Genomic DNA, 13389 nt, shown 5'->3' with positions numbered 1-13389 from the left:
ATTATGAATGAAAGAAAAATACGTGTATTGCATGTTGGAATAGATTCTCATTTAGGAGGAATAGAAACATATTTACTGAAGATAGCGACATATATAGATAAAGAAAAATATCAGTTTGATTTCTTGGCTTTTAAAGGTTCAGAACCATGTTTTAGAAAAGAACTAGAAGAATTAGGATGCCATTTCTTTTATATTGAACAAAGAAGAAAAAATTATATGGCATATCTTAGAGATCTAAATGCGTTATATGATAAGGAAGACTTTGATATTGTTCATTGCCACTTGAATTCTTTAAGTTGTATAGAACCTTGTATGATTGCATTAAAAAAAGGATATAAGGTCATTGTTCACTCTAGAAATGCAGGTAATATAGTTTCATTAAAATCTAGGATTTTGCACAAAATGAATTATTATTGTTTGCCTAAAAAAAAGATATGTTGTGTGGCTGTATCAGATTTTGCTGGACAATGGATGTTTGGTAAAAAAGGGAAATTTACAGTTTTAAATAATGGCTTAAATGTTGAAAGATACAAATTTAGTGAAACAAGTAGGAATAAAATAAGAAAGGAATTAAAACTCAGTAATGAGCAGGAAGTTATTATACATATAGGGGCTTTTAGAACACAAAAGAACCATGATTTTTTAATCGATGTGTTCAAAGAATATTTGAAAGACAATCCCACATCGGTACTAATCCTAGTAGGTGATGGACCATTAAAAGAAAAAATACATAGTAAAGTCTGCGAACTTAAGATAGATAAAAATATAGTTTTTTTAGGGCAACGTAGTGATATACCTGAGTTATTATCGGCAGCAGACAAATTTTTCTTCCCATCATATTATGAAGGATTCCCTAATGCACTGCTTGAAGCAGAAGCATCAGGATTATATTGTGTCGTTTCAGATACGATTACAAGGCAGGCAATGCTATCCAATATGTGTTATAGTGTTGCATTAAAAGATCCGATTACAAAATGGACATCTGCATTAGGGAGAAAGGTTAATTGGGATAGAAATACAGGAACACAAAAAGTTAAACAGGCAAGACTTGATATTTCAGGAGAGATGCAAAGGCTCGATGATATATATATAAAAGTAATAAATAGCTTGTAGAAATAGAAGAAAGGTGTAGTTATTAAATGAAAATACATATCAAGATCGATACTTTAAAATGTATAGGTATTAGTATGCTATTATTCATGTTTTTATATGAAATAACTTTAAAAGGAAGTCCGTCAATACTTTCGAGTAGGAAAGTAGCTTATGCAATTATAATTTTTTGTTTTTTACTATATAACAAATCGTTAATAAAAAATCATAGTATATATTCGGCGTATTGGGGGATATTTCTTATTACAATTGCTGTTATTATACATGAATTAATATTATTAATGGTCTTCTCGATCCAGTCTGAATATATGATACTTCCAAGACTCATTTACTTTTTATTATATTCCGTTTTTGCAAGTTTCTTATGGGGGTATTTTTATAAATCCACAGATCAACTTATGGTTTCATTTGTGTTTGTGGGAATTATCCAATCTTTCATTGTTTATGGACAGTTATTGTCAGGAGCATTTAGAAACTTTTTGAATAATTATTTTCAACAAGTGGGTAATGTGGAATTTTTACGAGAACAAAGGGCAACAGGACTTGGAGCAGAAGCAGCAGCATTATCTATAACATTATTTATCTCGTTAATCGCATGTTCTTATTTTATATTATGCTATAATAATTATAAATTTATTGTCGCCTACGTTTTTATTTTGTCAGCGACCCTTTCGGTAGCTAGGACAGGATTTTATTGTGGGGCATTGCTAGGACTTTATAATTTATTTCGTATAATAATGAAAAAGGGAAGTTTCTTACAGGTCATAAAAACACTTTTTTATTTAGCACTTATTTTAGCAGTGCTTATTTTTTTTGTAGGAAAATATGGAGATATAGAACGTATACAATGGATATTAAACTGGGCAACCAAAATTTTTAGTCAGGGAAGTCAAGAAGATTCTATCAGTAGATTTATGAATATGGAAGTTCCACCTTTGGATGTATCTACCTATTGGGGAACAGGGGTATTTAGAGGCATAGGATGGAACGGAATAGATTTTCAAAATGATGGAGGGTATTTTCAAAGCTATTTTGCAATGGGTTTGATATGGTCGATTCTATTTTATGGAATCATATATTTTGTCATTCTGAAAACTATTTTTAAGATAAAAGATATAGAAGTAAAATTATTGATGTTAATTTTTGCAGTTGTTTTAATGGTCGTCGAAATAAAAGAACCATTTGTATTGAAATACGTCAGTGTTTTTAGCATCATGTTAATGCTAAACGTGATTGTAAAAAAGAAAGAAGGCTAAGAAATATGGATAAAATAAGTATCATTGTGCCAATATATAATGTAGAAAAATATTTAGAAAAGTGCGTATCCTCGATCATAAACCAAACTTATAAAAATATAGAAATTATTTTGGTTGATGATGGATCAACTGATAATTGTTATAGAATATGTGACGATTTTCAAAAGAAAGATAAGAGAATAATTGTGATACACAAAAAAAACGGTGGGTTGTCTGATGCTCGAAATGCAGGTCTACAGATTGCTACAGGTGAGCTTATAGCGTTTGTGGATGGAGACGACTATATAAAAAAAGATATGTATGAAAAAATGTATACATGTATGAAAAATACTAATGCTGATATTGTAGAATGTAAATGTATAAATGTCCGAAATGAAAAAGAAGAAATTGTTAATGAATCTTCAAAAACATATCTGTATGATGCTCAAGCAGCATTAAAACTGATGATGAGCAGTGGACAAAAGATACAGAAGCCACGTTTATCAGTATGGTCAAAATTGTTTAAAAAAGAAATTATTGATGGATTGAAATTTCCAGTTGGAAAAGTACATGAAGATATTGTTTTTGAAGCCAAAGCATTTTTAAACGCAGATAAAATATGTATTTTGGATAAATGTCTGTATTGTTATAATATTCGCGAAGGTAGTATTATGAATTCAGGATTTAGTAAAAAAGATTTAGATAAGTTAATACTTATGCAAGAAAGAACAAAACTGTTAAAAGAAAGAAAGCTAAATGCGTTGGCTGAGATTTCAGAAATAAATTATTATGAAACTGTATTAAGGTATTATTATTTGGCAAGTATAAATAAAGCAATAAATATTAAAAGACAACTAGAGGAACTACTAAAAAAGAATAAACATAGAATAATAAATTTGAAATTAAGTAAGACTAGAAAATTAGAGTTTAAGATGTTTTACTTTGCACCTCGAATTTATATTATATGGAATAATATAAAATATAGAATGAGAGGCGCGTGAAAATGAATAAAATAAGGAAAATCATAAAAAAGATTATTCCCCGAAACCTTAAAGTCTATTTGCATAAAAAGAAAAAAAGAGAGGAGTATATAAACTGCTCTTCATTCCAAGAGTTAAAAAAAACCGGAAAAAAAATCATATTATTTGGAACACCAGAATATGGAAATTTGGGTGATCATGCAATAGCAAAAGCAGAACTACTTTTTTTACAACGGTATTGTTCTCAGCTTCCAATAGTAGAAATAACACAAGAAATGCTGTTCTGGATAAAAGAAGAGGTATTTTGTCAAATAGAAAAAGAGGACATTTTGATTTATACAGGAGGGGGATTTTTCGGAACTTTATATAGTAAAGATGGCATGAGTTCATTAAGAGATATAGTTAGACGATTTCCATTGAATACAATTATAATTTTTCCACAAACAATTTTTTATTCTCAAGATAGAAGGGGAAAACGAGAACTAAATAATGACAGACGGCTTTTCAATAAACATGAAAAGCTATTTTTATTTTTAAGAGAGAAAAAGTCATATAGATTTGCTATAAAAGAAAAAATATTAAATGGTGATCATATATTTTGTGTTCCTGATATAGTGCTGACTTTGAGCCTTTCTAAAATGGCAGAAGAAAGAAATAATATATTAGTATGTTTAAGGAACGATAAGGAAAAAAGAGAAAGCATCAATATAGAAATAATAAAAAAATTTGTTGCTGAGCGTGGAATGCAAATAGAATTTGGAACAACAAGAATTGAGAAAGATTTAAAAGATTCTGTTGAACGAGAAAAGGCTTTGAATGATAAATTCAAAGAATTTGCGGCTCATAAATTAGTTATTACAGATCGTTTGCACGGAATGATTTTCTCTGTTATAACAGGAACCCCATGTATAGCAATAGATAATTTAACAAGGAAGGTTTCAGGGGTATATGAATGGATTAAAGATTTAGAATATATTATGTTGAGTGACAAAAAAGAGTTAGATAATACATTGTTATCTATAGAAAAATATTTAAATCAGGAATATACGTATAGAGAGAAACAAGAAGAATTTGAATCTTTAATAAAATTAATGAAGGAGATTATAGAATAGTTATGAAGAGATTTATTAATTTATATGTGCCAGTTACTACATGCAATTTAAAATGTCCATATTGCTATATTACACAAGAAGGTAAATGGAAAGCTGAATTACCAAAGTTTAATTATTCTGCAGAACATATCGGGAAAGCCTTATCAGCAGAAAGATTAGGAGGAATATGTCATATTAATATTTGTGGAGGCGGTGAAACCTTATTGCCAGAAGAAGTGGTAGATATTACTTATGAATTACTAAAACAAGGTCATTATATTATGATTGTTACAAATGGTACAGTAAGCAAAAGATTCGATCAATTCTTAAATATTCCAGAAAAATATAGAAAACAACTTGGCTTTAAATTTTCATTCCATTATCTGGAATTTAAAAGAACAAACAAATTAGATGATTTTGTAAACAATGTTCGCAAAGTAAAAGAAGCAGGTATGTCAATTTCTGTTGAAATGACACCTTATGATGAACTAATACCATACATTGATGAAATAAAAGAGTTCTGCTTGGAACAGTTTGGAGCATATTGTCACGTAACTGTTGCAAGAAAATCTAGTGATCCTAGATTACCTATATTATCTGATCATACAAAAGAAGATTATTATAAAATTTGGAATACTTTTGACTCGGAATTATTTAGATTTAAAATGTCTACATTTAATGTTAAGAGAAAGGAATATTGTTATGCTGGATGTTGGTCATTATGGGTCAATGCCGGAAATGGAATAACGACACAATGTTATGCGAGCCAATACACCCAGAATATTTTTGAAGATATATCTAAGCCGATTACATTTTTAGCAGTTGGTAATAAGTGTTCTCAGCCACATTGTCATAACGCGCATGCTTTATTAACATTGGGAGTAATTCCTGAAATGGCTACTCCGTATTATTCTGAAATGCGTGATAGAAAGGTTCAAGACGGCAGTTGGTTAAATGAGGAGATGAAAGAATTTTTGTCCCATAAACTTGTAGAAGAAAATAAACAATTTACTCAAAAAGAAAAGAGAAAAAATGATATTAAATGTAAGATTGAAAAAACTAAATATGTAGGAAAAAAAATTATTAAGAAAGTGAGAGGGAACTAATTAGGATGGCTAGTGTAAAAAAGAATTTCTTATACCAAAGTGCCTATGAGATTCTCGTTATAATTTTGCCATTAATTACTTCCCCGTATGTTTCAAGGGTATTAGGAGCAAAAAATTTAGGAATTTATTCCTATACATATTCAGTAGCTTACTATTTTTCTCTATTTGCATTATTGGGGATCAAGTATTATGGAAATAGAAAGATCGCACAGACAAAAAACTCTAAAACCGAGTTGGCTAAAGTTTTTTCAGAAATATTGTGTATACATTTAATTACATCGGGCATTGTTTTTGTCTTGTATCTGTTCTATGTAAGTTTTTTTGTAAATGAAAATAAAATGTATGCATATCTCCAAGCCATGTACGTATTAGGATCTGTGTTTGACCTAAATTGGTTTTTTTTCGGAATGGAAAAATTTGATGTTACTGTTAAGCGAAATACAATTATAAAAATACTTACAGTTCTATCAATATTTGCTTTTGTGAGATCAAATAGTGATTTGATTATTTATATTTGGATTATGGCTTTAGGTAATTTATTTGCACAGCTTTATTTATGGATTGTATTGAAAAAAGAAGTTAGTATATGTAAAGTATCCGTAAAATCAAGTTTTCGGCATTTAAAACCACTTTGTCTATTATTCATCCCATTAGCTGCTTCTAGTATTTATCAAGTATTATCAAAAATAATTTTAGGAAATATAGCAGGGGAATATCAACTAGGGCTTTTTGATAATACGCAAAAGCTTATCAATATACCAATGAGCTTAATTATAGCGTTTGGTAATGTAATGCTTCCGAAAATGTCTAATATGTTTAAAAACAATGACGAAGAAAAGGGAATGGCTTATCTAGAAAAAACTATTCCGCTAATTATGTGTATTGCCTTTGCGCTATGCTTTGGATTAATGTCTGTATCAGAAACATTTGCACCTGTGTTTTGGGGAGAAGAATTTACTGAGGCATCAAGACTGGTGGCAATTAATGCCATTGTTATTCCATTTTATGCATTTGCGAATGTATTAAGAACACAGTTTTTGATTCCGCGTGGAAAAGATATTGTATATACATTTGCGATTGTTGGTGGTGCATTAATTAATATTGTAGCCAATATTATTTTAATACCATATTATGGCGCAATGGGGGCGGTATTCGGAAACGTAGCAGCAGAGGTTTCTGTTAGCATTATACAGGCAATTTGGTTAAGAAAAGAGGTTAAAATAAAAAAATATCTAAAACTTGGAATTCCATTTTTAACGATTGGGATTATTATGAGCATAGTAGTAAAAGCCTCAGAACAAGTTCTGGAAAAAAATGTAATAGGTTTGATGTGCGAAGTTGCAATTGGTGCATTAGTATATTGCTTATTGAGTTTGACATATTTTATAAAATCAAAAAATGAATTTGTTTTATCTATGTTGGAAAATGTAAAAAGGAAGTGGATTAAATGAAAAAGTCTTTAGAAATGAATCATCAGGTGATCCTAATCACCGGAGCCGCTGGTTTCATCGGTTCCAACCTAGTCTTAGAACTTCTAAGATCTGACGACCCGGTACATATCATCGGGATCGACAACATGAATGACTACTATGATGTGAGCATAAAAGAATATCGATTAGAAAAAATCAAGTCCATGTCAGAATCAAAACCAGATTCGACATGGACTTTTATTAAGGGCTCAATTTCAGACCGGGATCAGATTAATGCGATATTTGATGAATATAAACCGTCAATCGTAGTCAATTTAGCAGCACAGGCAGGCGTCAGGTATTCTATTACGAATCCGGACGCTTATATTGAATCCAATATGATTGGATTTTACAACATTCTGGAGGCGTGCCGTCATTCTTACGATAATGGACAGCCGGGCGTAGAACATCTTGTATATGCCTCTTCATCCAGTGTATACGGATCCAATAAAAAAGTTCCGTACAGTACAGAAGATAAAGTAGACAATCCGGTCAGCCTTTATGCGGCGACTAAAAAGAGCAATGAACTGATGGCGCATGCTTATTCCAAACTTTATAACATTCCTTCCACGGGATTACGATTTTTTACCGTTTATGGGCCAGCCGGGAGACCGGATATGGCCTATTTTGGTTTTACCAATAAACTTCGGGAAGGAAAAACGATTGAGATCTTTAATTACGGAAACTGTAAAAGGGATTTTACTTATGTAGATGACATTGTGGAAGGCGTGAAGCGTGTAATGGCAGCACCGCCTGAAAAAAGAACCGGGGAAGATGGTTTGCCGGTTCCTCCGTATGCAGTATACAACATCGGAAATAGTAATCCGGAAAATCTGCTTGAGTTCGTTGATATTCTTCAGCAGGAATTGATACGTGCAGGCGTTCTTCCGGAAGATTATGATTTTGAAGCTCATAAAAAACTGGTACCAATGCAGCCGGGAGATGTTCCGGTTACATATGCAGATACCTCCGCATTGGAACGCGATTTTGGTTTTAAACCGTCCACCCCGCTTCGGGAAGGACTGCGTAAGTTTGCCGAGTGGTACCGGGAATTTTATATGAACAAATAAAACAAGAGTGAAAGAGAAAGGAATATGAATATGAGGGAATTTCATGAGTTAAAAATTGCAGTAGCCGGAACTGGTTATGTAGGATTATCTATTGCAACATTACTTGCACAGCATCATCATGTTACAGCGGTAGACATTATTCCGGAAAAAGTAGAACTGATTAATCAGAAAAAAAGCCCGATTCAGGATGATTATATTGAGGAATATCTGGCAAATCATACACTGGATCTGATTGCTACTACAGATGGAGAAAGTGCATATCGGGATGCAGATTTTGTTGTGATTGCAGCACCAACAAATTATGATTCCAAACGGAACTTTTTTGACACATCGGCAGTAGAATCTGTTATTGAACTGGTGATGAAAGTTAATCCGGATGCTATGATGATTATTAAAAGTACGATTCCGGTCGGCTATACACGGCAGATCCGGGAAAAATACCAGACCAAAAACATTCTTTTCAGCCCGGAATTTTTAAGGGAATCCAAAGCATTGTATGACAACCTGTATCCGTCAAGAATCATTGTCGGAATCGATCCGGAGGATGAGAAGGTAACAGAAGCAGCTCATACCTTTGCAAAGCTCCTTCAGGAAGGCGCAATCAAAGAAAACATCGACACGTTATTTATGGGATTTACGGAAGCCGAAGCGGTGAAATTGTTTGCGAATACATATCTCGCCCTTCGTGTTTCCTATTTTAATGAGCTGGATACTTATGCAGAAATGAAAGGCTTAAATACAAAGGAGATCATTGATGGAGTATGTCTGGATCCAAGAATTGGAAGCCACTACAACAATCCATCCTTTGGATATGGTGGATACTGTCTGCCAAAAGATACGAAGCAGCTTCTTGCAAATTATGCAGATGTTCCGAACAATCTGATCGAAGCGATTGTAGAATCCAACCGTACAAGAAAAGATTTCATTGCGGATAGAGTGCTTGAGATTGCAGGTGCATACGAGGCAAACAGCAGCTGGTCACAGGAAAAAGAAAAGGAAGTCAAAGTCGGCGTATTCCGTCTGACTATGAAATCCAATTCCGATAATTTCCGCCAGAGTTCCATTCAGGGTGTTATGAAGAGAGTCAAGGCAAAAGGAGCAACTGTTGTTGTCTATGAGCCGACACTGGAAAATGGTTCTACTTTCTTTGGAAGTAAGGTGGAGAATGATCTGGAAACATTCAAAAAAGAATGTGATGTGATCATCGCAAACCGTTACGATTCCTGCCTGGATGATGTAAGAGACAAAGTTTATACAAGAGATTTATTTGAGAGAGATTAATACTGTACCTTAAATAGATAGCTGATCTAAAAATAAAACTCTCCATATCAAAGGGAAACAGGAGCCCGGTTGGTATGGAGAGTTTTTCTATTTCAATTCATATTTTGAGCGTAGATCATTCAGATCTGTATATCCAATAAGCTCTTCTTTCTGCAATCGGCCGACAAGAATGCCGACATCAATTCCAAACTCCACGGCATATTGGAGTAATGCATTTCTTGAAAAATCACCTTTTGAAACAATCATTTGAAACTCCTGTTCCGGGATCAGGATATCTTTGGAAAATTGATCCGCTGTATCCTCATCTTCTTTTGAAGTTCCATGCGGCTGATTAAGATGACCATTTAAAATATGTCCGATTTCATGAAATAGGCTGAACCAGAATTTGTCAGCAAATTTTCCACGGACGGTTAGACCCATCACGATTTTATTTCCGTCCTGAAGTGTAGCACCATGAAGAAAGGAGCCGCCAATATGTGGAAGAAAGATCAGGGCAATTCCACAGTTGGATAAAAGTTGTATCAGATTCGGAGCAAAAACTTCAGGTGCAAGAGTAGTCATAGCTCGTATAGTTGAGAGAGAATCTTTTAAGTATTTCAGATTGATCGGAGCAGTTTCGCGGGATCTTGCTTCACGCTTTGCCTGCTGAGCCCAGGCTAAAAAAGCGTAGTCACTTTTGGAAGTAGAAGACAGCCTTCTGCATGCGATTTTGTTGAGCTTTTCATCTTCAATAAGGGTAAGCTGAACCACCTCAAAAAACTTTCTGAGATGGATTACCTTTTCGGTTGATTTACGAGTATCTGGAATCCACCCGTTTTTAGCCATTTCCCGGTAGGGAAGCTTTTGGACAATCTCAATATCCTGTTCCATATGATTTTCTGCATTTGCTTTCAGTATCTTCTCACGATAGATGATCTCCAGATTGTTCCAGAACTTTGCTGGAACTCCTAAAACCAGTTCCAGACGCTCCGCGACATCAGGTGTCAAAGCAACCTCTCCGTGAATCAATTTGCTTACATGTTTTTCAGATAAATCCATACGAATTGCAAATTCTTTCTGGCTCATATCTCGATCTTCTAATTGTTCTTTGATGGTTGCCCCCGGTGGCGTGGCAATGTAAGTACGACTCTTTACCATGATAGTTTCCCCCTTTGAGTGCTGCGCATAGTTAGTTTAGTGATAATCCACGATTTCGATAATGTTTGCTGTTTGCTTTCCGTGCTTTTTTTCTGCCTGTGAAACATCCGTGCAGATCTTTTCAAGTTTTTTAGTCCTGTATGTGATTTTCAATAGGTCACCTCGATTCGATTTACCTGCGAGGTAAATTTATTATAGCGTATAATTGGTGAATGGTCAAGAAATCAAATGAACCTGAGAGGTAAATTTAATTAGTAATGTGGATGAGATTTTGTGGAGTATCTGAAGAAGATAAAGTGGATTTTCTTAAGATTAAAACGGAATTGATAATTGAATATTCTGCGGTGGCAGAGCCACCCAATCTCATGAAATAGAGCCACCGGATCCGTTAGCGAGAGCCAGTCGTCCGATGAAGGGAGCCATGAGTTTCTTCATGGCTCCCGATAAGATGATCTAACTCTTGATTACTCTCTTCCTTTGTCTCATGGAAACATCTCCGTCAATCCGCATAGTGTAAGCAGAAGGGATGATGCGGTCAAGGATGGAATCGGCGAGAGCACTGCCGCCCAGCCTTTCGTGCCACCCTTCAGGCATAAACTGTGAACAGAAGATAGTGGACGTCTGACCACAGCGATATTCCATTAGTTCCAGAAGATCTCTTTGTTCCTGATCGGAGGCAGGGATCAAAAGAAATTCATCGAGTATCACGAGTGGGAGTTTTTGCAGCTGTTTCATTACCTGATGATATTTCCCCTGTATCCTTGCTGCTTCCAGTTCACTGAACAATTCAGGAAGACGAAGATATCTGGTTTTGTATCCTGACTGGCAGGCATTCACTCCCAGCGCATTAGCGATAAAGCTTTTGCCCGAACCCGTAGCTCCAATCAGGATGACATTCAATCCCTGCCGGATGTAGTCATTATCCGCCAGGCTTTCCAGAAGATCCCGGTTCAAATGCCGGTCTGGCAGATATTCAATGTTTCCAAGAAATGCCGATGCGTCAGAAAACTTTGCGTTTTTAATCAATCTCTTGATATTATTGTTATGTCTGGAATCGTATTCTGCATCCACCAACAGCATGAGACGTTCATGAAAGGAAATAGATTCATAGTCGCTCTCCTGAGCGATCTGTTTTTCATAAGCTTCTGCAAAGGCAGGAAGTCTCATGGCCTTTAACTTTTTCAATGTATCATTTTTCATGGCTGCCACCTCCGTAGTAAGATGCTCCCCGGACCAGGGCATAGCTTTCGTCATAGCTGGTCACGGCAGATCGGTTTGACGGGTCAGCAACTTTGTCATTGCCGGATTCCAGGATGAGACGAATGTTTTTATAACGCGGGCTTGGAATTCTCTCCAGTGCTGCCCGGCAGGCATGTTCCAGTCTTTCTGTACTGTATTTATCAGCCAGTTTCAAAAGAGACAGACAGCTTTTATAGGCCTGCTCCTCAATCCGGTAGGAATCAAAGATCCCCTGAATGACCTGATGGGTTGCCTCGCCGATCCCATCTGCCCATTTGAGGAACCTTTTCTGATCCCATTCGCTGTATAGCTGATGATTGACAGGCATATGTTCCACAACTGTGGAATACTGTCCACGGCGTCCATAAAGACGTTTGTGGCTGCAGATCCGGTTTCCTTTATAGTAAATCTCAATGCTGTTTTTGGTGTATCTGACATCTACTTTTTTACGAACATACTCGTAAGGAACTGAATAATTCTGGAAATCGATAGCGATATGATAGTTTAACTGAACAGTAGCTGATTTCCATTGAGCGAATTCGTACGGATATTTAGGAAGTGGCTGTAAAAAGGGAGCCTCTTCTTCCAGAAATACAGAATGGCGTGATCCATCTTTTTTCTGGAAAGGAGTATCGTTGAACCGATCCAATTCCTTGCGGATTGCCGTGTTCATCGTATGGAGATCAAAAAATTTCCGGTTTCGCAGACGGGCAATGATGTGGGAAGTCAGGTTACCAACACTTCCCTCTACGGCTGCTTTGTCGCGAGGCGCCAACACCCGTGCCGGAAGCAATGCTGTGTGATAGTGATCTGCCAGTTCCTGGTAAGAGCGGTTGACCACAGGATCTTCATATTTCCTGTTGCTCAGGATTCCCACCTTTAGATTATCCGGAGTCAGGATCCTGGTGACACCGCCAAAGAATTCATACATAGCGATATGTGCATTGATCCAGTCCTCCTCTTTCATGGTGCCGCAGGCCTGTGCATAACAATACATGCTGAAAGGCAGCGTTGCTACAAAAAGATAGACCTTCCTGCTGTTCCCTGTGGTCTTATCATAAAGGGGCAGCGCGGTTCCGGCCCAGTCAACCATAAGTTTATCACCAGGTTTATGTTGGATATGCATGGTAAGTTTATGCTGTGTAACATAATCTTGATATAACTTACAATACTGGGAATAGCCATAGGGAGGCTTGCCGGTATTACGGCAGGTGTCCACATATTCCTGCCACAAAAGCTTCAGTGTTACGCCGTTTTTCAATAATTCCTTATGGATATACGGGAAATCAGGCGTAACTAGTGTGGGGATCAATGCTTCTTCCGGAAAAAGTGTATGGCGGATTTCTACTTCATCCATGGACTCCAACACATCATTCGATAACTGGCGTTCGGAAGCAGCCTTAGCCACCCTTGCCACCGTGTTTCTGGATACATGCAGAAAACTGGCAATGTGTCGCTGGCTGTATCCATCCCTAAGCATTTGTAAAATAGGTTTCTCTTTGGACATTGAATCGTCCTCCTCTCAAAGTATTACGGATTCATCCGTTGGGACCATTGTATTGCTTTAAGAGGTGGCTCTCAACAGCGGATTCACCTTCTCATATGGGTGGCTCCGACATTCGGAATGGGTGGCTCTATGCAACGGATTGAGTGGCTCCGAAGTCACGGAAT

At 35.9% G+C, this 13389-nt stretch carries 11 protein-coding genes; 8 read left to right on the top strand and 3 right to left on the bottom strand.

Going from position 1 to position 13389, the window contains the following annotated elements:
• Nucleotides 1–3 precede the first annotated feature (3 nt).
• From B5G11_RS10225 to B5G11_RS10190, 8 genes are all read left to right on the top strand, one after another.
• Nucleotides 4–1113: a glycosyltransferase gene (locus tag B5G11_RS10225; protein ID WP_087253362.1), complete on the top strand. Its 1110-nt coding sequence runs from the start codon at nt 4–6 to the stop codon at nt 1111–1113.
• Nucleotides 1114–1508: 395 nt separating this feature from the next.
• The gene (locus B5G11_RS10220) at nt 1509–2366 is read left to right on the top strand and encodes a hypothetical protein (protein WP_144289685.1); all 858 of its coding nucleotides are present in this window, start codon (nt 1509–1511) and stop codon (nt 2364–2366) included.
• Nucleotides 2367–2371: 5 nt separating this feature from the next.
• Complete coding sequence (locus B5G11_RS10215; RefSeq protein WP_087253358.1) at nt 2372–3346, top strand: glycosyltransferase; 975 nt, start codon at nt 2372–2374, stop codon at nt 3344–3346.
• 2 nt (nt 3347–3348) lie between these two features.
• Nucleotides 3349–4437, top strand: coding sequence for a polysaccharide pyruvyl transferase family protein (locus B5G11_RS10210; protein WP_087253356.1), 1089 nt, complete (start codon nt 3349–3351; stop codon nt 4435–4437).
• Between the two features lie 2 nt (nt 4438–4439).
• Nucleotides 4440–5522 (top strand): radical SAM protein, encoded by a 1083-nt coding sequence (locus B5G11_RS10205; RefSeq protein WP_087253354.1) that lies wholly within the window; start codon nt 4440–4442, stop codon nt 5520–5522.
• A 5-nt stretch (nt 5523–5527) separates the two neighbouring features.
• Complete coding sequence (locus B5G11_RS10200) at nt 5528–6973, top strand: flippase (RefSeq protein WP_087253353.1); 1446 nt, start codon at nt 5528–5530, stop codon at nt 6971–6973.
• A 14-nt stretch (nt 6974–6987) separates the two neighbouring features.
• The gene (locus tag B5G11_RS10195) at nt 6988–8061 is read left to right on the top strand and encodes an NAD-dependent epimerase/dehydratase family protein (RefSeq protein WP_144289689.1); all 1074 of its coding nucleotides are present in this window, start codon (nt 6988–6990) and stop codon (nt 8059–8061) included.
• A 30-nt stretch (nt 8062–8091) separates the two neighbouring features.
• Nucleotides 8092–9342: a nucleotide sugar dehydrogenase gene (locus tag B5G11_RS10190; protein ID WP_087253507.1), complete on the top strand. Its 1251-nt coding sequence runs from the start codon at nt 8092–8094 to the stop codon at nt 9340–9342.
• A gap of 87 nt (nt 9343–9429) precedes the next feature.
• On the opposite strand, the gene B5G11_RS10185 is transcribed toward B5G11_RS10190, so the two are convergent.
• The 3 genes from B5G11_RS10185 to istA form a co-directional block, all read right to left on the bottom strand.
• Entirely contained in the window at nt 9430–10479 is a 1050-nt protein-coding gene (locus B5G11_RS10185) for a helix-turn-helix domain-containing protein (RefSeq protein ID WP_087253347.1), read from the bottom strand.
• Nucleotides 10480–10932: 453 nt separating this feature from the next.
• Nucleotides 10933–11679: an IS21-like element helper ATPase IstB gene (istB, locus tag B5G11_RS10180; RefSeq protein WP_087253345.1), complete on the bottom strand. Its 747-nt coding sequence runs from the start codon at nt 11677–11679 to the stop codon at nt 10933–10935.
• A complete protein-coding gene (gene istA / locus B5G11_RS10175; protein WP_087253343.1) occupies nt 11669–13225 on the bottom strand; it encodes an IS21 family transposase in 1557 nt (518 codons plus the stop codon). Before istA ends, istB begins: the two co-directional genes overlap by 11 nt.
• Nucleotides 13226–13389 lie beyond the last annotated feature (164 nt).

The sequence above is a fragment of the Drancourtella sp. An57 genome, assembly GCF_002161525.1.
Lineage (GTDB): Bacteria > Bacillota > Clostridia > Lachnospirales > Lachnospiraceae > Sellimonas > Sellimonas catena.
This window is presented reverse-complemented; position numbering and strand designations above follow the sequence as displayed.

Excerpts from the sequence above, each read along its gene's own strand:
- B5G11_RS10225 (WP_087253362.1), top strand. The coding sequence starts at position 4 with ATGAATGAAAGAAAAATACGTGTATTGCATGTTGGAATAGATTCTCAT.
- B5G11_RS10220 (WP_144289685.1), top strand. The coding sequence starts at position 1,509 with ATGGTTTCATTTGTGTTTGTGGGAATTATCCAATCTTTCATTGTTTAT.
- B5G11_RS10215 (WP_087253358.1), top strand. The coding sequence starts at position 2,372 with ATGGATAAAATAAGTATCATTGTGCCAATATATAATGTAGAAAAATAT.
- B5G11_RS10210 (WP_087253356.1), top strand. The coding sequence starts at position 3,349 with ATGAATAAAATAAGGAAAATCATAAAAAAGATTATTCCCCGAAACCTT.
- B5G11_RS10205 (WP_087253354.1), top strand. The coding sequence starts at position 4,440 with ATGAAGAGATTTATTAATTTATATGTGCCAGTTACTACATGCAATTTA.
- B5G11_RS10200 (WP_087253353.1), top strand. The coding sequence starts at position 5,528 with ATGGCTAGTGTAAAAAAGAATTTCTTATACCAAAGTGCCTATGAGATT.
- B5G11_RS10195 (WP_144289689.1), top strand. The coding sequence starts at position 6,988 with ATGAATCATCAGGTGATCCTAATCACCGGAGCCGCTGGTTTCATCGGT.
- B5G11_RS10190 (WP_087253507.1), top strand. The coding sequence starts at position 8,092 with ATGAGGGAATTTCATGAGTTAAAAATTGCAGTAGCCGGAACTGGTTAT.
- B5G11_RS10185 (WP_087253347.1), bottom strand. The coding sequence starts at position 10,479 with ATGGTAAAGAGTCGTACTTACATTGCCACGCCACCGGGGGCAACCATC.
- istB (WP_087253345.1), bottom strand. The coding sequence starts at position 11,679 with ATGAAAAATGATACATTGAAAAAGTTAAAGGCCATGAGACTTCCTGCC.
- istA (WP_087253343.1), bottom strand. The coding sequence starts at position 13,225 with ATGTCCAAAGAGAAACCTATTTTACAAATGCTTAGGGATGGATACAGC.